This is a genomic window from Maribacter sp. TH_r10 (genome assembly GCF_033101095.1).
GTDB lineage: Bacteria > Bacteroidota > Bacteroidia > Flavobacteriales > Flavobacteriaceae > Maribacter_A > Maribacter_A luteus.
Map to the genome: position 1 here is coordinate 801,366 of NZ_JAWMPY010000001.1, position 21,821 is coordinate 823,186.

The following is a 21,821-nucleotide window of genomic DNA, read 5'->3' on the forward strand; positions in this document are numbered from 1 at the left end:
ATGAAAAGGTGTATTATAGTTTATAATTCAACAGAAGGCTTCCGTAGTAATTCCGGTCGTTTCCAGGGTAATAATAACGGGGGGCGCTACTTCCAAAGCCAATAGCATTGATCAATACCGAGCGGGCATACTTGGTATCGGTTATATTATCGATCCCCAAATCTAATCCTATCGTCAAATTCTGACCGACTTCTTTTTTATAACCCAAACGTGCATGGAGCAGATTATAGGAATCGCTATATAAAGTATTTGAGTCCGTCAAAGGTATACCGCTAACGTATTGGTGTGTTAAATTACAATAGATACCATTTTTCCACTGCATTTGAATACCGTTGTTAAAACGATGTTTGGGAACACCGGTCAAGGGATTTCCTGAAAAATCATTGTCCCCATCAATAAAATCAACAAACCTGTGGTTACTGTACGAGTAACTTATAAAAGGGGTGAATTGAAATTTCGGGGTGGGTTTTAAATTATATTCCATATCCAATTCGACGCCTTGGTGTTTGGTTTTTCCGGCATTCTTCCCAATGTATTCATCTTCTCCAATGCGTTGGGCCACCAATAGATTTTTAATGGACATACGGTAAAGGGCCACATTGATTTTAAGATTGTTGTTATCCAAGAATAATTCGCTGCCAAGTTCATAATTGGTACCGGTTTCTTGGTCTATATCCGGATTTATTACTCCGTCAGGAGTCAAAGTTTCCTCCAGACTTGGGTTAGAGAATCCCCGACTGATGTTCAGATAAATCTCTTGCCTCGGGTAAAAGATATATTTTAAGTCAAGGCTTGGGGAAACAATAACATCAAAAGAACGTTTTCCACTGGTATTCTCTATACCGGTGTAAAACATATCCCTAAAATCGTACTTGGTTTTGTTGATGTTCAATCCCAGTTGTCCCCAAAAATAATTGGCAAATGGAATGGTCAGGGTACCAAAGACATTTAATTGGGTCCTAAATTCCTTATTATCGCTTAAGGCATCCCCTTGTAAACTGCCATTCCCCATATTATTTTCATAAAGGTTTTCATAGGTGCCCCAACGATACTCATCCTTGTATAATTCGGTGCCAATAGTGTATTCGGCGGTGTGTTCATCCATTTTGAATTCGCCTAAAAAACGGGATCTTAAACCATAAACATTGGTGTATTCGTCCAAAATATTAAAAGGGCGGGGTTCGTAATGGTCCAAATAGGAATAAAACAAACTGGTAGTATTCGATAATTTGGAAGTGAAATCATGGGAATATGAGAGGGCGGCCAGCGTATAGTCGTTGGCTTCGTACCCTTTTGCCGCCTTCCAGCTAAATGCTGCTTGGGTAGGATCTTCTTCAAAATCGGCTAGGCTGATAGAGCTTGCAATATGAGCGGTATAATCTATATGGTTTATCAATAATGAAATCTTGTCTTTTGAAGTAATTTTATAAGAAGTGTTCAATAAGATTCCATCACGTTTAAAGTGACTGTTTTCTCGATAGCCTTCGAACGACATATGGCCATAACGTAGCTCCATGGCCAATTTATTATCCGCATGCGTAAAACCTAGATTATTTTTAATCAACCCATATGAACCTACGGTGAAATTGTTTCTAAAGGTCGTTGACTGCTGTAGGGCTTCTTTGGGATTTAATATAATTGCCCCACCTAAATTGGCACCAAAAGCGGAACTTTTGGGGCCTTTAATGACTTCAATCGAATTCATGTTTTCAAGGTCGTAGGCCTCGATAGAGGAAAAACCGGTGCCGTTCGTTACGGGGATTCCGTCATAATACAGTTTGATCTTGTCCGTGCCATAAGGAGTTCTGGCCCCAACACCCCGAATGGTTATACGATTGGTATTCAAGGCTCCGGAAAGTACATAAACCCCGGAAATTTGGTTCAGTGATACAACCATTTCCACTGGACTGTAATTTTGGAAAACCTTGGTTCCGATAATTCGCGAGGGTATAATACCCGTTGCCTGTTTGGTTTTTAAAGAGTCAACCAAAACTACTTCTTTTAATTGGGTAATACTGTTCTTCGCAATGGTGTCCTGAGCATGGGTCGCTAAGGGAAGACTGATTAATACCAAAGTTAAAAGTGAAAATCTCATAACTCTAAGATAGCCAACATAAAGGAGTAATAGGAATAAAATGAGCCATGTTTTAACTTATTTTTCCGTTTATGAAATCTGTATTTTATTCATTAAAAACATAAAAAGAAATAAAATTCTTACAATATGTATAGGTATTATTACAACATTTATATTGGTTTTTACAACAAAATGCGTTAAAAATGCGTTTATTCAAGGCAAGTATCCCTATTTTAGGGTTCTAAAGTGGTAAATTTATAATGTTCTATAGCAGAAAACATATGATTGCAAAAAAATTATTTTGCCCTTTTGTCTTTGTACTGATCTCTTTCTCTGCATATGCGAAAGTGCCCCAAGGCGAAAAGGAAGTGCTTTTGGAGTTGTACCGTAATACTCATGGGGAAAATTGGACAATTCCGTGGTCTCTGAACAAACCTGTTAGTAAATGGCATGGTGTTGAAGTGAAAGATGATCATGTTGTTGGGTTGAATTTATTCAACAATAATCTGGTGGGTCAATTACCCGATTCCATGCAAAAACTTAAAAACCTTCAGGTCCTGAATGTTGCTTTTAACCAATTAAAGGGTCAGATTCCCAATGGGATTACATCTTTAAAACATTTAAGGGTCTTGCGAATGGGAAAAAATGAACTGTCGGGACCTATTCCAGAACAAATAGGGGATTTACGATCATTGGAAATTTTAGAGTTGTTCGATAATGATCTATCAGGGGTTTTACCTTCTAGTATGGGGAATTTGATCAATCTTAAATTCCTTGTTTTGTCTAGCAATGGGTTACAAGGGGAAATACCGGAAACTATTGGTAGTTTATCAAATCTGATAGGTTTGGAATTAGGCAGCAACAGTATAAAAGGCAAGATTCCCGAAAGTTTGGGAAATCTCACGAGCTTAAATCGCTTGGTCCTCTTTGAGAATCAGTTGAGTGGGTCCGTACCCAATGCCATTCTTTCTTTACCCAATTTAGAATTGTTGCAATTACAGAACAACGAGTTTGGTTTGGATTTGGCTTTTCATGAATCGGTTAAAAAGGCAAATTATGCGGTTTTCGATGTTGGGGAAAAAACCTTACGTTTCGATCCTAAACCCATATCCAAATTTGATATCAAAGGAGAAACAAGAATGGCGGATACCATATTCGAGGACGAAGAATGATAATGGTTTTTTTAGGTGGATTATAAACGATCAGAACCTAATGCCTATCGACAATCCTGCTCGAAACATAAAATCGTCCTGAAAGTCCTCCGGATTTATATTTCTGCCTATACCTGCGTTTATTTCCAAACTGAACTTCTCACTTTGGGTTACCCATTTGTTACCAAAACCCAATCCTAGTGCCGTGGTGCTATAATCGTTATTACGAACTCCGAGTTCGGTTTCGGCAATTTCGTCCTCACCGGTATAATAAAGTCCAAAGGCTTCTGCGAAAAAACCACTTCTGGGCATATAGCCGAAATAAGCCCTTAAATTGGGACCGATTCCGAAATTTCCGTTATAATCGGTTGCATTGTCATCAAAATATATTGTTCCCCCGATACTCGTATCCTCATTTAAGAAATGTTCATAAGAACCTTCAACCGTACTATTGGCCAAAAACAGTCCGATATTGAACTTTATTTCGTTAGCATTATTGAATCTGGGATAGGCCTGGGCGCTGGCTATACTTGTACTTGCCAATGCCAATATTAAAAATATGTTTTTCATTTCGTAAAATGTTTGTCTACCATGATCAAATCAAATCCTGTACCAAACAAGCGAAAATGTTACCTCGTATTAAATTTAAGCCAGTTGTATCTAGATTCTAGATAAGTGGTAGAGTAGGCCTTCGAACAAAAAACAATCCTTATTTTTAGCTAAAATTTTAAAAGTTGAAAATAGCATCCTACAATGTAAATGGAATAAGAGCCGCCATAAAAAAGGGTTTCATAGACTGGTTACAGGCTGCGGATCCTGATGTTATATGCCTTCAGGAAATAAAGGCCATGAAAGAACAACTAGATCTTTCCTTGTTCGAAGAGGCCGGATATTCACATAATTATTGGTTTAGTGCCCAAAAAAAAGGGTATAGTGGTGTGGCCATTTTGAGTAAGGACAAACCTGAGCAGGTTGTCTATGGCACGGGAATCGACTATATGGATTTTGAGGGAAGGAATTTGCGTGCCGATTTTAATGGGGTATCTATCATGAGTCTTTACTTGCCATCAGGAACCAATATGGATCGGTTGGATTTTAAGTTGAATTATATGGCCGAATTCCAGAAATATGTTGACGATCTTAGAAAAGAATATCCCAATTTGATCATTCTTGGGGATTATAATATCTGCCACCAATCGATTGATATACATGACCCGGTGCGCAACAAAAATGTTTCCGGTTTTTTACCTGTTGAAAGGGAGTGGATAGGTGACTTTATGAAAAGTGGTTTTATTGATAGTTTTAGGCATTTGAACAAAGAGCCCCATAACTATACGTGGTGGACCTACCGTGCAAATGCCCGGAACAATAACAAAGGGTGGCGTTTAGATTACGGCATGGTAAGCGAGCCCCTTGAAAGTAAGATTAAGCGTTCGGTAATATTATCCGACGCCAAGCATAGCGATCATTGCCCCATTATGGTAGAATTGGAATAAGCAAGGAACCTCCTGGTAAGGGATTTTATAGTTAATAAGGAACATAATACGTATAGTTTTTAATGATTTACACCAAATTACCACATACTGATATTGAAGTAAGTAAAATTTGTTTGGGTACCATGACCTGGGGCAATCAAAATACCGAGGCCGAAGGCCATGAACAAATGGATTATGCCATTGATCAAGGGGTTAATTTTTTTGATGCGGCCGAACTTTATCCTGTACCTGCGCACCCCGATTATCAGGGTGAAACAGAGAAAATCATTGGTTCATGGTTCAAAAAAAATAAAAATCGGGATCAAATTATATTGGCCTCTAAAATTGCAGGTAACGGTGACTACTCCAAATTTATACGAACAACAGGTTTTTCACGTGAATCTATAATAAATGCTGTCGAAGGTAGTTTAGAACGTCTTCAAACAGATTATATTGACCTATATCAATTGCACTGGCCCGAACGTACAACGAATTATTTTGGAAAAAGAGGCTATAGCCATGATATCTCCGATCATTGGGAAGATAATTTTCATCAGGTGCTCGAAACATTGCGCGACCTGATCAAGGAGGGTAAAATTCGAAAAGTGGGCATATCAAACGAAACCCCATGGGGTACAATGCGGTATTTAGAGGAAAGCAAAGTACATGAAAGTCTCCCTAGAATGATTACGATTCAAAATCCGTACAGCTTGTTGAACCGACTTTTCGAAGTGGGCCTTAGTGAAATATCGATGCGCGAACAAATCGGTTTACTGGCCTATTCCCCTATGGCCTTTGGCGTTCTTAGTGGTAAATATTTGGGAGGTAATATGCCTGATAATTCGAGATTGGCCTTGTTTCCGAATTTTAATAGATATGGAAGTGAAAATGCTTCGAAAGCAACCAGTAAGTATTATGATCTTGCAAAGGAGCATGGACTTTCACTGGCGCAAATGGCCTTGGCATTCGTAAATTCAAGACCGTTCCTGACCAGTACCATCGTAGGTGCTACCACAATGGAACAGTTAAAGGAAAATATTGGAAGTATAGATTTGAATCTCAGTGATGGGATTTTAGAAGGAATCAATGCAATACATAATGAAATTCCCAACACATCACCCTAAAAGCGTACTATGTATTTTTTAAAAATTGGTTTTGGGCAACTTGTCCTGATTGTCCTGGTAATTATCATAATCCTCGTATCTGCAAGGATAATGCGTGATAAGCGTTAGGCGAACAAACTGCTTACAACATCTTCTATCCTTGCTACAAGTTCTATATTGATTTTGGGATTCGTTAGGCTGATTTTATTTTTTTTGGAAACGTAGATGGTATTGAAACCTAGTTTTTCAGCTTCGAGAATTCGTTGTTCAACACGTTGAACGGGCCTTATTTCACCGGCCAAACCGACTTCGGCAGCAAAGCATACACCCTTTTCTATGGGAATATCCGAGTTGCTCGAAAGAATAGCTGCGATAACCGCTAAATCAATGGCGGGATCATCGACGGAAATTCCGCCAGTTATGTTCAAAAATACATCTTTCGCCCCTAGTTTAAATCCCGCACGTTTTTCAAGGACTGCCAAGAGCATATTCAATCTTTTGGCATTGTAACCCGTAGTCGAACGTTGGGGTGTGCCGTAAACTGCAGTACTCACCAGGGCTTGTATCTCTATCATCAATGGTCGCATACCTTCAACGGTCGAAGCTATTGCGGTACCACTAAGGCCTTCGTCATTCTTTGAAATCAAAATCTCGGATGGGTTGTTCACTTCCCGTAAGCCACTGCCCTGCATTTCGTAAATGCCAAGTTCCGCGGTAGAACCAAATCGGTTTTTTAAGGCCCTGAGAATACGATATACATAATTACGGTCACCTTCGAATTGTAGCACGGTATCTACCATGTGTTCTAGAATCTTTGGCCCGGCAATTGAGCCGTCTTTTGTAATGTGGCCGATCAATATCACCGGTGTATTGGTTTCTTTGGCGAATTTGATAAGTTCGGCGGTACATTCCCGAATTTGCGAAATGCTTCCGGCAGCGGATTCAATGTAATCGGAATGTAAGGTCTGTATAGAGTCAATAACCACAATATCAGGTTCCATGGCTCCGATTTGTTGAAAGATATTCTGTGTTTTCGTTTCCGTTAGAATATAGCAATTTTCGCTATTGGGAAGTATGCGATCCGCTCGCATTTTAATCTGTTTTTGACTTTCCTCCCCAGATACATACAACGTTTTATATGGGAGTTTTAAGGCAATTTGGAGCAATAGGGTACTTTTACCAACACCGGGTTCCCCTCCCAACAACACCAATGAACCGGGAACGATACCCCCACCTAAGACCCGATTGAATTCTAGGTCATATGTATTTATCCGTAGTTCCTTGTCTACACTTATTTCATTTACACGTAGCGGTCTTGCTGTCTTTTTTGTGGTGTTGGTAGGGTTTTTCCATCCTTTTTTCTCCTCTTTCTGGATTACCTCTTCCACGACCGTGTTCCATTCCTTACAGGCGGTGCATTGCCCTACCCATTTGGCGTATTGGGTGCCACAGTTTTGGCAAAAAAAAGCTGTTTTGGTTTTAGCCATTACCTTGTTTTTGGTTCTGGCTAAAGATAAAGTAAAGTTTTAAAAAATTCAGGTCTTTGTTGGTTTTACCACCATATTTCAATATCCGAAATCAGCTTTTAAAGCATCGATTTTTTCAAGTGCCATTTCTTTGGTAAGAAAATCGATTTCATCCATCCCAAATGCCTTTTCAAAGGTTCGTAACGCTTTTTTGGGTTCACCCAATTGCTCATAATATTCGCCTTCAAAATAGAAGCCCAACATAGTGTCAGGGAATTCCGCCTTACATAAATCGGATAAAGGTTTTAGGGATTCAAAATCCTCTTTTTTCCTTGAACCGGCATAGATGGCCATGACGTCGTTGAGGTCAACCGATTTTTTGATTCCGAACAGACTTTCTATACTGGTGTATTTGTTTTCCAAGTAGTTGAATACCGGCTCTTCGGATGTCAATATCTGTGTTTTGTATTCCTTTGGACTTATGGGTTTGAACATTCCAAAAATATTGTCAAACGCTTTACCTAAGCCATAGGTAACAACAGATAAGTGATCGGCACTGGGGTATTGGTCAAAATAATAGTGCAAAGTCTCTTTTTCAATAGCCTTTATTGCTTTATCCATGGCTAGAATCCTGGGCGTATCCTTGCTCTTTTCACCTTCTAGGATCAATTGATAAAATATCTGTTGGTCCAAAGCCTGAAGCCTTGAGGGTACATGGGTTTCCATATCCGGGGCCAGTGTTGGCGAGATATTGATATAGGCATTGAAAAGTGACCTATCCTTAAATAACCAATAGTTTTCAAAATTGGCGGTAATATCATAGCCTACTATCATTTTAAAGGGTGCGGTATTGTAATTTAAATCTAGATATGGGATAATTTCCATTCCTAAGAATTCAAAAAATTTGTTCCCTTTTTCTTCTGGTAACCCCGTCTCCCTATCAAAGGCGCAATCGTCTAAGCGAATACTTTCCTTGCTTTGGTGAATACCTACAACAATAGATTCTGGCATACCGTGGAACCTACTATAATATTTAGAGGTCGCCACCACTTGTTCAAAAAGGTAATCAGCGTCGAGGACCACAATAAGAGGGTGCTTTTTGTCTTTGTTATAATCCTCTGGAAAATAATAACTTACATCCCTTCTTTCTTGAAGTTTAAAGGATTCGAAGATTTCTTTCGTTATTTGGGAATTGGCCCCAAAGCAAACAAGAAAAGTAAAAAGTACAAGTAAACGTTGCATAAAACAGCTTTTGGGTAACTTATGTTGTTACCGGTTTCTGTTCAATAACGGCAATACCAGAAAAGATATTGCCCCGAAAACCACTACAACAATGGTTTGGGAAATCCACATGATCCAACCAAAGGCGTCTCCCGACACTTTAGAGATACCGAAAATGGCCAATGCCTTGCTTACGGCTATTGGATACAAGCCTACACCACCATTCGTTGTGGTGATGGCAAAAGCCCCAGCTACAAAGGCAACCAAAAGCTGGCTTATGGTCAATTCAACGGTTTCCGCAACTGTATTTTTAATAACGACGAACATACCTATATAACAGGCCCAGATAACAATCGTGTAAAACACGAAAGACCATTTGTTCTTCATTTTAAAAATACTCAATACCCCATCTAGTAAGCCTTTGACGAATTTTTTGATTTTCAAAGCAAAACCGTGGGTAGATTTTTTTATGAATAGGAAAAAGAATATTGCTGCCACTAAACCAATAGCGAGTAATAATAAGATTTTATTGAAATCAACACCTTTGTCCTGTAAAAACCCGAGGATTATCTCTGTTTGAAGAAAAAGTGTAGTGGTTATTATGGTTAAGAGCATGATCAAATCTATGACCCTTTCGGTAACTATGGTTCCGAATCCTTTTTCAAAAGGAACGCCCTCATAAGTGGTCAATGCCGTGGCCCGCAAAATCTCACCTGACCTAGGGATGCCCAAATTGGCAAAATAGGAAATTAGGATAATCAGAAGGTTGTTGCTTAATTTTGGTTGGTAACCTAAAGGCCTTAACAGGTAATTCCATCGAATGGCCCTTGCCAGATAAGCTATGATGCCTAGTATTATCGACATGCTTACCCAAAACAAATCGGCGTTGGTAATGTGGTATATGATCTGTTCCCTATCCGATTCAGACGTTGAATTATACCAGTACCAAACCAAAAAAACTCCCAAGGCTATTGGGAGTATGGTTTTTAAGGACTTTTTAATCGATGTCGCCAAATAATCAGTTTAAGAGGTTCGTCGCTTCATTTGGAAAAACCAAAGCCGGTTTAAATTTTTTGGCCTCTTCGATATCCATTTGGCCATATGTTATCAATATCAATACGTCACCAACGGCAACTTTACGTGCAGCTGCACCGTTCAAGGTAAGTTCACCACTACCTCTTGGTCCGGGAATGGCATAAGTTTCCAATCGCTCCCCGTTATTGTTGTTCACGATCTGCACTTTTTCGCCTTGGATAATGTTTGCAGCATCCATCAAATCCTCATCTATGGTAATACTACCGATATAGTTAAGGTCTGCACCGGTAACTTTTACTCGGTGTATTTTAGATTTTACTACTTCTATTTGCATGGCACAAAGTTAATTAATTCAGCGCTATGTTGTCTATGAGTCGAACTCCTTCTGCATAAACGGCAATAAACGCCCTATATTTTTTATCTTGATGTTTATTTATAATCGGTTCTAAAGTATCTGCCTGGGCAATTTGAATATATTCGAGCTCTAAATCCGGATGTTCTTTAAACTGTTGGCTTGCCCATTCTATTACATGTGTAGCACTTTTCGTGCCAAATTTCTTTTTGGCAGTAATCAGGGTTTTATAAATAAAGGAAGCTTCATTCCTTATTTTTTTGGATAATCTTTCGTTTCTTGAACTAAAGGCCAGACCGTTGGCCTCCCTGACAATAGGGCAGCCAATAATTTCTACGGGTATATTACGTATTTCGGCAAGTTTCCTGATAATCTGTAGTTGTTGGTAATCTTTCTCCCCAAAATATGCTTTGTTCGGCTGTACTAAATTCAACAAGGCCTCAACGATTGTTCCAACGCCATTGAAATGCCCTTCCCTAAAAGCACCTTCCATCACTTTGTCAAGTCCATCAAAATCATAGGTGTCCGATACGACCTTTTCGGTGTACATTTCTTGAATGTTCGGGGCAAAGACAATAATTTGATCGGATATTTTTTCAAGAATTTCAATATCGGCAGTTAAGGTCTGCGGATAATTGTCAAGATCTTCGGGGTTGTTGAATTGGGTGGGGTTGACAAAGATGCTCACGACCACGGAAGAATTCTCCTTAACCGCACGTTCTACCAATGAGGCATGTCCTATATGTAGGGCTCCCATCGTTGGCACAAGGCCCAGACTACCGTTTTTTTTCAATGGGGAAAGGTGGTCTTTTAATTGTTTCCTGGATTTGATCAACAGCATGGTTTACATTTAAAAAGGGAGCAAACTTACTATAAATACTGCTAATCTGCATAATTTTTGTAATTTTGCAGCAATCTTTTCAAGATAAATAAAATATTGCTTTTATGAATGGTAAAAAGATATTGTTTGTATCTTCAGAGTTAGTCCCCTACCTTCCAGAGAACGAAGTTTCCTTAATGTCATACGAAACACCAAGAATGGTCAACAGTAATGGTGGTCAGATTAGGATTTTTATGCCACGATATGGTAACATCAATGAACGTAGGCATCAACTGCATGAGGTTATACGTCTCTCGGGAATGAATTTGGTAATCAATGATATGGATATGCCATTGATCATTAAGGTAGCCTCTATCCCTAAAGAACGTATTCAAGTATATTTTATTGATAACGAAGAATATTTTAAGCGAAAGGCTACTTTTACCGATGCCGATGGCAACCTTTTTGAGGATAATGACCAAAGGGCCATTTTCTTTGCCAAAGGTGTTGTTGAAACCGTTAAAAAATTAAATTGGTCTCCAGATATCATACATGTACATGGGTGGATGGCCTCCCTTTTACCCCTATATCTGAAAAAGTACTATGCCGATGAACCTTTATTTGGTGAAAGTAAAATCGTTACTTCGGTATACGGACAAGGTTTTGAAGGGGAACTTGATAAGGACATGATACATAAAATCGCTTTTGACGGTGTGTCCGTAGACAGTATAGAAGCCCTAAAAACACCGAATTATAATAATTTGTTAAAAGTGGCGGTAGATTATTCCGATGCTGTTATTTTAGCGGCAGAAGAAATTCCGGAAGAATTGCAAAGCCATATATCCAACCTAGAAAAACCCGTGTTGTCCTATGTTCCTTTACAAGGTTTTGAAGAAGCATATGCCAAGTTCTATACCACTGAAGTTTTAAAATAATCTAAATGAGTTTTCTTAAGCGAATTGAATTCCCCATGCTTTTGGGTATTTTAATTGTTTTTGCAGGGGTTTCCTGTGAAGATGAAATTACAACCATTGGTTCAGAGGTAATTGGGGGTCAGGCTTTTACTACCGATAAGGCGGAATTTGATGTGTTTGCATATAATAAGAAGGTCAGTGCTGTAAAGGCAAATAGGTTGCCCATATATCAGTTGGGAACATACGATGATGCCATATATGGAAAGACCGAAGCACGTATAACTTCCCAATTGGTGTTATCAAGGGCCAATCCTTCTTTTGGCACATATTCCCAAGTAACCGAGGATAATTCCGATACTGATGATCTTGTAAGTACTATTCCTGAAATGGAGGTTATTGATTCCGTTTACCTATATATTCCATATTTGAAAAATCCTCAAGGTGATTCAGACAATGATGGGGTATTGGATGTCTTTGATATTGATCCAGAAGATTCTGCTAGTGATACGGATGGGGATGGGTTGACCGATATTCAAGAAAGTTCAGGAGGAACGGATCCACTTAATCCCGATTCTGACGGAGATGGTGTCAATGATGCAGATGATGATTCCACTTTGTTGAACAATTACGCGAAAAAGGTAGATATTGACAGTATCTATGTTAATGGCGGAATGTATGATAGGGATGTTGAAACATCCTTTAGGTTCAAAGTGGAAAGGTCAACTTACTTTTTAAGGGATTTAGACCCTGATGCCGATTTTCAAGAGGCTCAGGAGTATTTTTCATCACAACAATTCTCGCCTAATTTTGTCTCAGATGTACTTTATGAAGGGGAATATGAAATAGATGATGAGCAATTTTTATTGCTTCAAGAGGATGATGAAGATACCGATGATGATGAGTCCGAAATATTCACTAGGTTAGATCCGGGAATTCGTGTGCCTTTGGACAATACCTTTTTTCAAGAGAACATTTTGGATAAAGAAGGTGGAACAGAACTTTTGAGTCAAGCAAATTTCAATGAGTTCATTAGGGGAATACACCTATCCGTTGAGTCGATTTCGCAAGATGTAATGTTGATGTTGGATTTAAGTTCGGCTTCTGTTACCATGTATTATCATTATAATAAGGTAGATACCAATAGTACTTCGGATGATACTTCTGATGATGAAGTATATGAGGAACAAGGGGAATTTGTTTTTAGTTTGGCAAATTTGAATACAGCAGGAAATTCCGTCAATACCTTTCAAAACGAAACCTATCCCGTAAATATTTCCGATGCCCTGGATACTGGCGAAAATGCGGAACGAATCTATGTAAAAGGTGGTGCAGGAACTTATACGGAATTAAAATTGTTTGCAGAGGCCGAAGCTGAGGCCCAAGCGATAATAGATCAAATTAAAAGTAATAATTGGATTATAAACGAGGCCAATCTGGTTTTTTACGTTGATCAAGAGGCTATTGGTTCACAAGGTGGTATCATAGAACCGGCCCGATTATATTTACATAATCTGGATGAACAAACATCACTGATAAACACTTTCACTGAGTTGAATGATTTTGAATCTTTGGCACTTTTTGGAGCTTACCTTAATTATGATGGGGTTATTGAAAAATCTTCAGATGGTACAGGTGAAAAGTATACGATTAGAATAACCGATTTCATCAATGATCTGATTGTTCGTGATGAAGACAATGCTACTCTAGGGCTTACGAGTACACCATCCATTGATATTGATGTGTTGAATGTATTCAGTAATGCGATGTTCGAAGATGGTAGTGAAATAGAAATACCTGCCGTTTCTACCTTGAGTCCGTTAGGAACAGTTCTCCACGGTGCTACAGATGGCAACGGTGACAAGAAATTGAAACTGGAAATTTTCTATACAGAAACGGATAATTAGCGAAAAAATCTTCCCCCATATTCAAGGTTTGGAATGTTATAAAGCGATGGTATTATACCACTTGCAGATTTTTAGCGTTTTACATCTAACATAGCAAGTATTTTTAGATCTTAAAATTATATTTGTTTGAATACTTTTTAAAGCCATTTAACGAAATAATATATTATGTGCGGAATTGTAGGTTATATTGGACATAGGGATGCCTATCCGATTATAGTGAAAGGACTTCAACGTTTGGAATACCGCGGTTATGATAGTGCGGGAATCGCGTTGTTCGACGGGAATGAAATAAATCTTTCAAAAACCAAAGGCAAGGTTGAGGATTTAAAACAAAAATCGGAAGCAACTATTTCTTTGGAAGGAACTTTAGGTATTGGTCATACCCGATGGGCCACCCATGGTATTCCCAATGATGTGAATTCCCATCCGCATTATTCCAATTCCGGGGATTTGGTGATCATACATAACGGAATCATAGAAAATTACGAATCACTGAAAAAGGAATTGATCAATAGGGGGTATGTGTTTACTTCAGACACCGATACCGAAGTGTTGGTGAACCTTATTGAAGAAGTTCAGAAAAGTGAAGGGGCCAAGTTGGGAAAAGCTGTTCAAATAGCGCTTAATCAAGCTGTTGGGGCTTATGCCATTGCTGTTTTTGACAAGAAAAAACCGGATGAGATCGTTGTTGCCAAGCTAGGCAGTCCTTTGGCCATAGGAATCGGTGAGAATGAATTTTTCATAGCGTCTGATGCCTCACCTTTCATTGAGTTCACTAATAATGCCGTTTACCTTGAAGATGAGGAGATGGCCATTATTCGGTTAGGCAAAGAAATAAAATTAAGAAAAATAAAGGACGATGCTATAGCATACCCTAATATTTTGGAACTTCAGATGAATTTGGAGGAAATTGAAAAGGGGGGCTATGATCATTTTATGCTTAAAGAGATATATGAGCAACCTAGGGCCATTATGGATACCTATCGAGGACGTTTGTTAGCGGGCCAAGGTTTAATAAAAATGGCCGGTGTTGATCAACATTTAGAAAAAATCCTTAATGCCAATAGAATTATAATCGTTGCCTGTGGTACATCATGGCACGCAGGGTTGGTAGCTGAATATATATTTGAGGATTTGGCCCGTATACCGGTCGAAGTTGAATATGCATCCGAATTTAGATATAGGAATCCTGTAATTACAGAAAACGATGTACTGATAGCCATATCCCAATCCGGGGAAACTGCCGATACCTTGGCGGCAATAAAATTGGCCAAGGAAAAAGGAGCTTTCGTGTTTGGGGTGTGTAATGTTGTAGGTTCATCCATAGCAAGGGAAACCCATGCCGGTGCATATACCCACGCAGGACCGGAAATCGGGGTTGCTTCAACAAAAGCATTTACCACACAAATAACCGTTTTGACTTTATTGGCCTTGAAATTGGCCAAGGAGAAAGGTCATTTTTCAACTTCTAGGTTCCACGAGTATTTAACTGAGTTGGAAACGATTCCTGCCAAAGTGGAAAAGGCCCTAGAAGCCAATCCATTGGTAGAGATTATTGCCGATGTTTATAAAGATTCAACTAATTGCCTGTATTTGGGTAGAGGGTATAATTTCCCGGTTGCTTTGGAAGGGGCCTTGAAATTGAAGGAAATCAGCTATATCCATGCCGAAGGTTACCCAGCTGCGGAGATGAAACATGGTCCGATTGCTTTGATAGACGAGCAAATGCCAGTCATTGTCATTGCTACCAATAAGGGACATTACGAAAAAGTAGTGAGCAATATCCAAGAAATAAAATCTAGAAAAGGGAAAATCATTGCAATTGTTACCCAAGGGGATACACAAGTTAGGGAATTGGCCGACCATGTTATCGAAGTACCTGAAACCTTAGAAAGTTTAACGCCATTATTAACAACCATTCCTTTGCAATTACTGTCTTACCATATTGCGGTAATGAGGGGTTGTAATGTGGATCAACCACGGAATTTAGCAAAATCGGTAACGGTGGAATAACAAGAATTATCTCGAAAATACAAAAAAGGCCATGATGTAAATCATGGCCTTTTTTGGTCATTATTTGCATATTACGCAATAATAAGGTGATATTCTTAGAAAAAAACTACTATGCATGCATAATTTTATGGTATTTTCATTTTTCAATATGAAAAAAACTGTATATTGGCGACAAACTAATTTAACTTATACAATAATGAGAGCGATACTTTTTTTATCCTTAATGATGTTGGGCGCCTTTGGGTTTGCCCAAACAACGGTTTCAGGTAATGTTGTTGACCATAACAATGAACCTATTCCAGGGGCTAATGTGATTATTGTCGGCAAGGCAGTAGGAGCAGTATCGGATTTTGACGGTAATTTTACTTTAAAAACTTCTGAAACTCCCCCCTTCAAATTAAAAATTTCAAGTATCGGATATACCGATACTACTGCTGATGTGACTTCTAATAATGAAAAAATCACAATTGTTCTTGATGAGGCACACACCATGCTCGATGAAATCGTCATTTCTGCTTCAAGGACTCCGGAACGACTGTTCGAATCCCCTGTTTCGGTAGAACGTTTTGGTTTAAAGGAAATTCAAAATACCGCTTCGGCATCATTTTATGGTGGATTGGAAAATTTAAAGGGAGTAGATGTCAATACGAACAGTTTAACTTTCCAATCCATAAATACCCGTGGTTTCGCAAGTTTCGCCAATACGCGTTTTATGCAATTGGTAGACGGTATGGATAATTCCTCCCCAGCGTTGAATTTCGTTCTTGGTAATCTAGTAGGTATGAACGATCTTGATGTGCAAAGTGTAGAGATATTGCCTGGTGCTTCTTCTGCTCTTTATGGTGCAAATGCTTTTAATGGTATTCTCTTCATGCGTAGTAAGAATCCCTTCGATTTTCAAGGAATAAGTACATATTTGAAGACGGGTATAACCTCCCAAGAAGCTGCTGGTGATAACGAATATTATGATATCGGTATTCGTGCGGCACATGCCTTTAGTGATAAATTGGCGGTTAAGGCGAGTTTTTCTTTAATGGAAGGCACCGACTGGTATGCCGTAAGTGAGGAAGATTTGACCAATCCGGGTTTTACAAGGGCTGATCCAGCTTATGATGGTTTGAACATTTATGGTGATGAGGTTTCTACGGTTTTGAACTTTGATACCTTGGCAGGACTTCCATCCGGTACTGTAGGCACGGCTTTGGTTTCGAGAACGGGTTATGCCGAACGCGATTTGAACAGTTACGACGCCCAGAGTGTTAAATTTGATGGAGCGATTCATTATAGACCTTTCGCTACCGATTTTGAGATTATCTATAATGGTAGGGTAGGTCGTGGTTCTACGATATACCAAGGTGCTAACCGCTATTATATAGATGGATTTTCTTTACAGCAGCACAAATTGGAATTTAAGAACAACAACTTTTTCGTAAGGGGGTATATCACAGCTGAAAATGCCGGTAACTCTTATGACACAAGGTTTGCAGGTATAAATGTCAATAGACAATGGAAAGGCGATACCGAATGGTTCACGGATTATGCGACAACTTTTATCGGTGCAAAACTCGGTGTAGGTACTGGTGTTCAGCTTGATGATGCTACTGCACATGCAGCCGCAAGGGCCGCTGCCGATACGGGAAGATTGATTCCTGGAACCCCTGAATTCGAAAGAGTCTTTAATTCTGTAATCGCCGATGGGGATTTAACAACGGGAGCAAGGTTTATAGACAACACCAAACTACGTCATGTAGATGCTAATTACAATTTTAGCCATATAACGGAAAACTTTGCCGATATTCAAATCGGGGGTTCTTTTAGGGAGTATGAATTGAATTCACAAGGAACAATTTTTACCGATACTGATGGGGCTATCCCATATCATGAATTTGGAATCTATACGCAGCTCCAGAAAAAATTCATGGATGACCGTATCAAGTTCACCGGTTCGGTGCGATATGATAAAAATGAACTTTTTGACGGGTTTGTTTCCCCTAGGGCCTCATTGACTTATACGGTCGGGGAAAATAGAAACCATAATTTTAGGGGATCCTTCCAAACTGGTTTTAGAAATCCGACTACCCAAGATCTTTATATAGGGCTGAATGCCGGTCGTGCATTATTGGTGGGCTCGGCAGAAGACAATTTGGATCGTTATGTGGTTGATGTGCCCCTATCCACTAATGGGGAAGCCATTGTGGGGTCTGGCATGGTTACTATGACAGGTAGGGATGCCTATGAGAACGCATATTCTGCCACTTCTGTAGAACAAGGTGCTCCCGAGGCGGTGAGCACCCCTTTGGTAAAACCGGAAAAAGTTACGGCATTGGAACTAGGGTATAGGGGCCAATTGGGACAAGTGGTCATTGATATTAGTGGTTATTACAATGATTATCAAGATTTTATCTCCCAAAAAATTGTATTGGCCCCTAAATATGGAGAGGCAGGTGATGGCGGATTGTCATTATTGGCACTTCAGAATGGCGATTATCAACCTTTTAATGTATATACCAATTCATTGGCCGATATATCTTCTTATGGGGTTACTGCGGGAATAGAAGCCCAAGTATTCGGTAATTTCGATTTTGGTGTTAATTATACGTTTTCCGATTTCGATTTTGATGAGACGTCCGATCCCGACTTTCAACCACAGTTCAATACCCCGAAGCACAAGGTTAAGGCCTCTTTCGGGAACACTGAACTTTTTGAGAACTTTGGTTTTAACGTGAACTATAGATGGACGGATACTTATTTATGGGAAAATTCATTTGCAACAGGGGATATTCCTTCGTTCAGTGTGTTGGATGCACAGGTAAATTATACCGTTCCAAGTATTAAATCCATATTTAAATTGGGTGCTTCGAACCTTTTGGGAGATGAGTATGTTACTGCTGTGGGTACAGGTTATATCGGTTCCCAATTTTATCTGTCATGGACGATAAACAATTAGAATAAAACAAGTTAACTAGTGATAAAGGCGCTTAAACAGGCGTCTTTTCGCTTTTTGAAAAAAGGCGAGAAAAGCATTTCAATTTAAAATTGAAAAACATATCTTTGCAGCCTTTAGTGCAAGAAATAGAGACCTGTAAGGTCTAGAAATCAAAAACATAAATACGTTAGTAATGTCGAAAATTACAGGTAAAGTTTCCCAGATCATTGGGCCAGTTGTAGATGTTGAATTTCAGTCTGAATCAGAACTGCCAAAAATCTATGATTCACTTGAAATCATTAACAAAGATGGTTCGATTTTGGTTTTGGAGGTACAATCCCATATTGGTGAAAACACGGTTAGGACCATTTCTATGGATTCTACCGATGGTTTAAGCCGTGGAGTTGAGGTTGTCGCCACAGGAAGCGCAATTCAAATGCCGGTAGGTGATGATATTTACGGACGTTTGTTCAACGTAATCGGTGACGCTATCGACGGTATCGGTAATTTACCTAAAACCGGAAATGATGGTTTGCCAATTCACCGTGAAGCACCAAAATTCGAAGATCTTTCTACTTCTACGGAAGTGCTTTTTACAGGTATTAAAGTAATTGATTTGATCGAACCTTATGCAAAAGGGGGTAAGATTGGATTGTTCGGTGGTGCAGGTGTAGGGAAAACCGTATTGATCCAGGAATTGATCAATAACATCGCCAAAGGTCATGGTGGACTTTCAGTTTTCGCAGGGGTAGGGGAACGTACCCGTGAAGGAAACGACTTACTTCGTGAAATGTTGGAATCAGGTATTATTAAATATGGTGATGACTTTTTGCACTCTATGGAAGAAGGCGGATGGGATTTATCAAAAGTAGATAAGAAAGCTATGAAGGAGTCTAAAGCTACCTTCGTTTTCGGACAAATGAACGAACCTCCTGGAGCACGTGCTCGAGTGGCACTTTCAGGATTGACCATTGCTGAATATTTCCGTGATGGGGCAGGGGAAGGTCAAGGAAAGGATGTTTTGTTCTTCGTTGATAATATATTCCGTTTTACGCAAGCGGGTTCAGAAGTATCTGCACTATTGGGGCGTATGCCTTCTGCCGTGGGTTACCAACCTACATTGGCAACTGAAATGGGTGCCATGCAAGAACGTATTACATCAACCAAAAGAGGTTCTATTACTTCAGTACAGGCGGTTTACGTACCTGCGGATGATTTAACGGATCCAGCACCGGCCACAACATTTGCCCACTTGGATGCAACTACGGTACTTTCACGTAAAATTGCTGAGTTGGGTATTTATCCTGCAGTGGATCCATTGGATTCCACATCTAGGATTTTGACCGCTGAGATTTTAGGTAAGGATCATTATGCCTGTGCTCAAAGGGTGAAAGAGTTATTACAACACTATAAAGAACTTCAGGATATTATCGCCATCTTAGGTATGGAAGAACTGTCCGAGGAAGATAAATTGGCTGTTGGTAGGGCAAGACGTGTACAACGTTTCCTTTCACAACCTTTCCATGTTGCGGAGCAGTTTACCGGTATCCCAGGTGTTTTGGTAGATATCAAGGAAACCATTAAAGGCTTTAATATGATTATGGATGGTGAATTGGATCACTTGCCAGAATCTGCCTTTAACCTTAAAGGTACGATCGAAGAAGCTATCGAAGCTGGTGAGAAAATGTTGGCTGAAGCATAAATTTGTAAGCAGTAATAGGTGTGCAGTCTGCATTGAGCTACTGAATACTGAATACTGAATGCTGAATATCGAAAAACTATGTATTTAGAAATTGTATCCCCAGAAGCTACCTTATTTGCAGGAGAAGTAAATTCTGTTACAGTTCCGGGTATTAATGGGGAATTTCAAATGTTGAAAGATCACGCCCCTGTAGTTTCATTGTTACAACAAGGTAATGTTGTTGTAGATGGTACTATTACCATAGCGGAGGAATATCAAAATAAATTCACGCAAGATGCCAAGGGCAAGACGGTCTTGGCCATTAGCAGCGGTACTGTTGAAATGAAAGACAATAAGGTCATTGTTTTAGCGGATTGAATATGAATAACGATTTTAAAAAGCCCTGACCATTCTGTCAGGGCTTTTTTTATAGTATAGTTTTCCGTGGGTGGATAAACATGGGAAAAAGGAATGAATCTTCATTAGGAAGTAACTCAAGCTATTCTGAATGGATTTTATAGGAAAGCGATATAATGATTATAATTCTTTTATAAAGTTGCATTTTGGGGAACGGGTGCAGAAAATCTCTTTGGATGTTGGTTTCTCCTGTCCTAACCGGGATGGTTCCAAGGGATATGGCGGTTGTACCTATTGCAACAACAATACCTTTAATCCCGATTATTGCGAACCCCAAAAAAGTATTGTCGCACAGTTGCAGGAAGGGATCGAGTTTTTTGCCAAACGCGGTAAGAACAAGAAATTCCTCGCTTATTTCCAGGCCTATACGAACACCTATTCAGATTTGGAATCCCTTAAAGCGATGTACCAAGAGGCCTTAAGTGTTCCCAACGTGGTCGGGTTGGTTATCGGTACGCGCCCGGATTGTATTTCGGATGAGGTTATAGCCTATTTGGAAGAATTGTCGAAGGATTATTTTATTTCGCTGGATTTTGGGGTTGAAAGTACCAATGAAAAAACACTTTTGGATATCAATCGGTGCCATACCTTTAGTGATACGATAGCAACCTTTGAAAAGTGCAAGGACAAGGGGTTTCATCTAGGGGCGCATATCATCATGGGATTGCCTGGGGAATCCAAAAACGATTTAATGCAGCATGCCGTGAAATTGTCCAAATTACCCATTGATACCTTGAAAATACATCATTTACAGATTGTAAGGAACTCCGTAATGGCAGTGCAGTATAAACGGAACCCAGAAAATTTCAATCTATTTACCTTAGAAACATATATAAATTTTGTTACCGATTTTATAGGGTATTTACGGCCAGATATTGTTATTGAACGCTTTATAAGTGAGGCCCCGAAAGAGTTGTTGGTTGCCCCAAAATGGGGAGGTATCCGGAAACAGGAAATATTGGATAGGATCGACCAAAAACTAAAGGCCAAAGATACCTGGCAGGGGAAATATTATAAACCCGAAAAGGTCATATGCCTAGGGTCTTAAAGTGGATGCCATCTTCGAGTAGGCACTAGAATAGCCCTATAATATCTCTCAGGGAATACTTTTACCCTAGTTCCGTAATGAGTGTGGTGCTCGTACCAAGGCCATTTGGTATGAATTGCTTTTCCATTTTTAATATTTCCTCATTTTCTATCCCCCCCCTTTGCCTACACTGAGCGCAGTCGAAGTGAAGGGGATGCCCGCAGAAGGGATGTGGTAAACCC

The 21,821-nt window shown here is 39.5% G+C and carries 17 protein-coding genes; 10 read left to right on the forward strand and 7 right to left on the reverse strand.

All coding sequences use genetic code 11. From position 1 onward, the window contains the following. Positions 1-13: 13 nt before the first annotated feature. Positions 14-2,095, reverse strand: a complete 2,082-nt coding sequence (locus R3X28_RS03330) for a TonB-dependent receptor family protein (protein WP_317662379.1) — start codon at positions 2,093-2,095, stop codon at positions 14-16. 260 nt (positions 2,096-2,355) lie between these two features. Here R3X28_RS03330 and R3X28_RS03335 point away from each other — a divergent pair, with 260 nt between their 5' ends. Beyond that, entirely contained in the window at positions 2,356-3,246 is an 891-nt protein-coding gene (locus R3X28_RS03335) for a hypothetical protein (protein ID WP_317662381.1), read from the forward strand. Positions 3,247-3,276: 30 nt separating this feature from the next. On the opposite strand, the gene R3X28_RS03340 is transcribed toward R3X28_RS03335, so the two are convergent. Further along, entirely contained in the window at positions 3,277-3,795 is a 519-nt protein-coding gene (locus R3X28_RS03340; protein WP_317662383.1) for a hypothetical protein, read from the reverse strand. A gap of 164 nt (positions 3,796-3,959) precedes the next feature. Here R3X28_RS03340 and R3X28_RS03345 point away from each other — a divergent pair, with 164 nt between their 5' ends. Together R3X28_RS03345 and R3X28_RS03350 are read left to right on the forward strand one after the other, a co-directional pair. After that, on the forward strand, positions 3,960-4,721 hold the full coding sequence (locus R3X28_RS03345; RefSeq protein WP_317662385.1) for an exodeoxyribonuclease III: 762 nt from the start codon (positions 3,960-3,962) through the stop codon (positions 4,719-4,721). A gap of 62 nt (positions 4,722-4,783) precedes the next feature. Further along, entirely contained in the window at positions 4,784-5,824 is a 1,041-nt protein-coding gene (locus R3X28_RS03350; protein WP_317662387.1) for an NADP(H)-dependent aldo-keto reductase, read from the forward strand. Positions 5,825-5,928: 104 nt separating this feature from the next. On the opposite strand, the gene radA is transcribed toward R3X28_RS03350, so the two are convergent. The 5 genes from radA to panC form a co-directional block, all read right to left on the reverse strand. Further along, positions 5,929-7,290: a DNA repair protein RadA gene (gene radA, locus R3X28_RS03355; RefSeq protein WP_154363252.1), complete on the reverse strand. Its 1,362-nt coding sequence runs from the start codon at positions 7,288-7,290 to the stop codon at positions 5,929-5,931. 78 nt (positions 7,291-7,368) lie between these two features. After that, positions 7,369-8,511 carry an alpha/beta hydrolase gene (locus R3X28_RS03360; RefSeq protein WP_317662389.1) on the reverse strand — a complete coding sequence of 381 codons (1,143 nt, stop codon included), beginning with the start codon at positions 8,509-8,511 and terminating at the stop codon, positions 7,369-7,371. 27 nt (positions 8,512-8,538) lie between these two features. Continuing rightward, complete coding sequence (locus tag R3X28_RS03365) at positions 8,539-9,504, reverse strand: lysylphosphatidylglycerol synthase transmembrane domain-containing protein (RefSeq protein WP_154363249.1); 966 nt, start codon at positions 9,502-9,504, stop codon at positions 8,539-8,541. A 4-nt stretch (positions 9,505-9,508) separates the two neighbouring features. Further along, positions 9,509-9,859 (reverse strand): aspartate 1-decarboxylase, encoded by a 351-nt coding sequence (gene panD / locus R3X28_RS03370; RefSeq protein ID WP_154363248.1) that lies wholly within the window; start codon positions 9,857-9,859, stop codon positions 9,509-9,511. A gap of 13 nt (positions 9,860-9,872) precedes the next feature. Further along, positions 9,873-10,718 carry a pantoate--beta-alanine ligase gene (gene panC, locus R3X28_RS03375; RefSeq protein WP_317662392.1) on the reverse strand — a complete coding sequence of 282 codons (846 nt, stop codon included), beginning with the start codon at positions 10,716-10,718 and terminating at the stop codon, positions 9,873-9,875. Between the two features lie 104 nt (positions 10,719-10,822). On the opposite strand from panC, the gene R3X28_RS03380 reads away from it, so the two are divergent. The 7 genes from R3X28_RS03380 (at position 10,823) to R3X28_RS03410 (ending at position 21,600) form a co-directional block, all read left to right on the forward strand. Beyond that, entirely contained in the window at positions 10,823-11,632 is an 810-nt protein-coding gene (locus R3X28_RS03380) for a glycogen/starch synthase (RefSeq protein ID WP_317662394.1), read from the forward strand. A gap of 5 nt (positions 11,633-11,637) precedes the next feature. Continuing rightward, positions 11,638-13,515: a DUF4270 domain-containing protein gene (locus tag R3X28_RS03385; protein WP_317662396.1), complete on the forward strand. Its 1,878-nt coding sequence runs from the start codon at positions 11,638-11,640 to the stop codon at positions 13,513-13,515. Between the two features lie 165 nt (positions 13,516-13,680). Beyond that, entirely contained in the window at positions 13,681-15,528 is a 1,848-nt protein-coding gene (gene glmS / locus R3X28_RS03390) for a glutamine--fructose-6-phosphate transaminase (isomerizing) (protein ID WP_282053715.1), read from the forward strand. 196 nt (positions 15,529-15,724) lie between these two features. Next, the gene (locus R3X28_RS03395; protein ID WP_317662399.1) at positions 15,725-18,475 is read left to right on the forward strand and encodes a TonB-dependent receptor; all 2,751 of its coding nucleotides are present in this window, start codon (positions 15,725-15,727) and stop codon (positions 18,473-18,475) included. Positions 18,476-18,647: 172 nt separating this feature from the next. Further along, complete coding sequence (gene atpD / locus R3X28_RS03400) at positions 18,648-20,156, forward strand: F0F1 ATP synthase subunit beta (RefSeq protein WP_154363238.1); 1,509 nt, start codon at positions 18,648-18,650, stop codon at positions 20,154-20,156. A gap of 78 nt (positions 20,157-20,234) precedes the next feature. Further along, positions 20,235-20,513: a F0F1 ATP synthase subunit epsilon gene (locus R3X28_RS03405; RefSeq protein WP_154363235.1), complete on the forward strand. Its 279-nt coding sequence runs from the start codon at positions 20,235-20,237 to the stop codon at positions 20,511-20,513. Between the two features lie 130 nt (positions 20,514-20,643). Continuing rightward, a complete protein-coding gene (locus R3X28_RS03410; RefSeq protein ID WP_317662402.1) occupies positions 20,644-21,600 on the forward strand; it encodes a TIGR01212 family radical SAM protein in 957 nt (318 codons plus the stop codon). Positions 21,601-21,821 lie beyond the last annotated feature (221 nt).

Excerpts from the sequence above, each read along its gene's own strand:
- radA (WP_154363252.1), bottom strand. The coding sequence starts at position 7,290 with ATGGCTAAAACCAAAACAGCTTTTTTTTGCCAAAACTGTGGCACCCAA.
- glmS (WP_282053715.1), top strand. The coding sequence starts at position 13,681 with ATGTGCGGAATTGTAGGTTATATTGGACATAGGGATGCCTATCCGATT.
- R3X28_RS03360 (WP_317662389.1), bottom strand. The coding sequence starts at position 8,511 with ATGCAACGTTTACTTGTACTTTTTACTTTTCTTGTTTGCTTTGGGGCC.
- R3X28_RS03385 (WP_317662396.1), top strand. The coding sequence starts at position 11,638 with ATGAGTTTTCTTAAGCGAATTGAATTCCCCATGCTTTTGGGTATTTTA.
- R3X28_RS03350 (WP_317662387.1), top strand. The coding sequence starts at position 4,784 with ATGATTTACACCAAATTACCACATACTGATATTGAAGTAAGTAAAATT.
- R3X28_RS03380 (WP_317662394.1), top strand. The coding sequence starts at position 10,823 with ATGAATGGTAAAAAGATATTGTTTGTATCTTCAGAGTTAGTCCCCTAC.
- atpD (WP_154363238.1), top strand. The coding sequence starts at position 18,648 with ATGTCGAAAATTACAGGTAAAGTTTCCCAGATCATTGGGCCAGTTGTA.
- panD (WP_154363248.1), bottom strand. The coding sequence starts at position 9,859 with ATGCAAATAGAAGTAGTAAAATCTAAAATACACCGAGTAAAAGTTACC.
- R3X28_RS03335 (WP_317662381.1), top strand. The coding sequence starts at position 2,356 with ATGATTGCAAAAAAATTATTTTGCCCTTTTGTCTTTGTACTGATCTCT.
- R3X28_RS03330 (WP_317662379.1), bottom strand. The coding sequence starts at position 2,095 with ATGAGATTTTCACTTTTAACTTTGGTATTAATCAGTCTTCCCTTAGCG.
- R3X28_RS03340 (WP_317662383.1), bottom strand. The coding sequence starts at position 3,795 with ATGAAAAACATATTTTTAATATTGGCATTGGCAAGTACAAGTATAGCC.
- R3X28_RS03405 (WP_154363235.1), top strand. The coding sequence starts at position 20,235 with ATGTATTTAGAAATTGTATCCCCAGAAGCTACCTTATTTGCAGGAGAA.
- R3X28_RS03410 (WP_317662402.1), top strand. The coding sequence starts at position 20,644 with ATGGATTTTATAGGAAAGCGATATAATGATTATAATTCTTTTATAAAG.
- R3X28_RS03395 (WP_317662399.1), top strand. The coding sequence starts at position 15,725 with ATGAGAGCGATACTTTTTTTATCCTTAATGATGTTGGGCGCCTTTGGG.
- panC (WP_317662392.1), bottom strand. The coding sequence starts at position 10,718 with ATGCTGTTGATCAAATCCAGGAAACAATTAAAAGACCACCTTTCCCCA.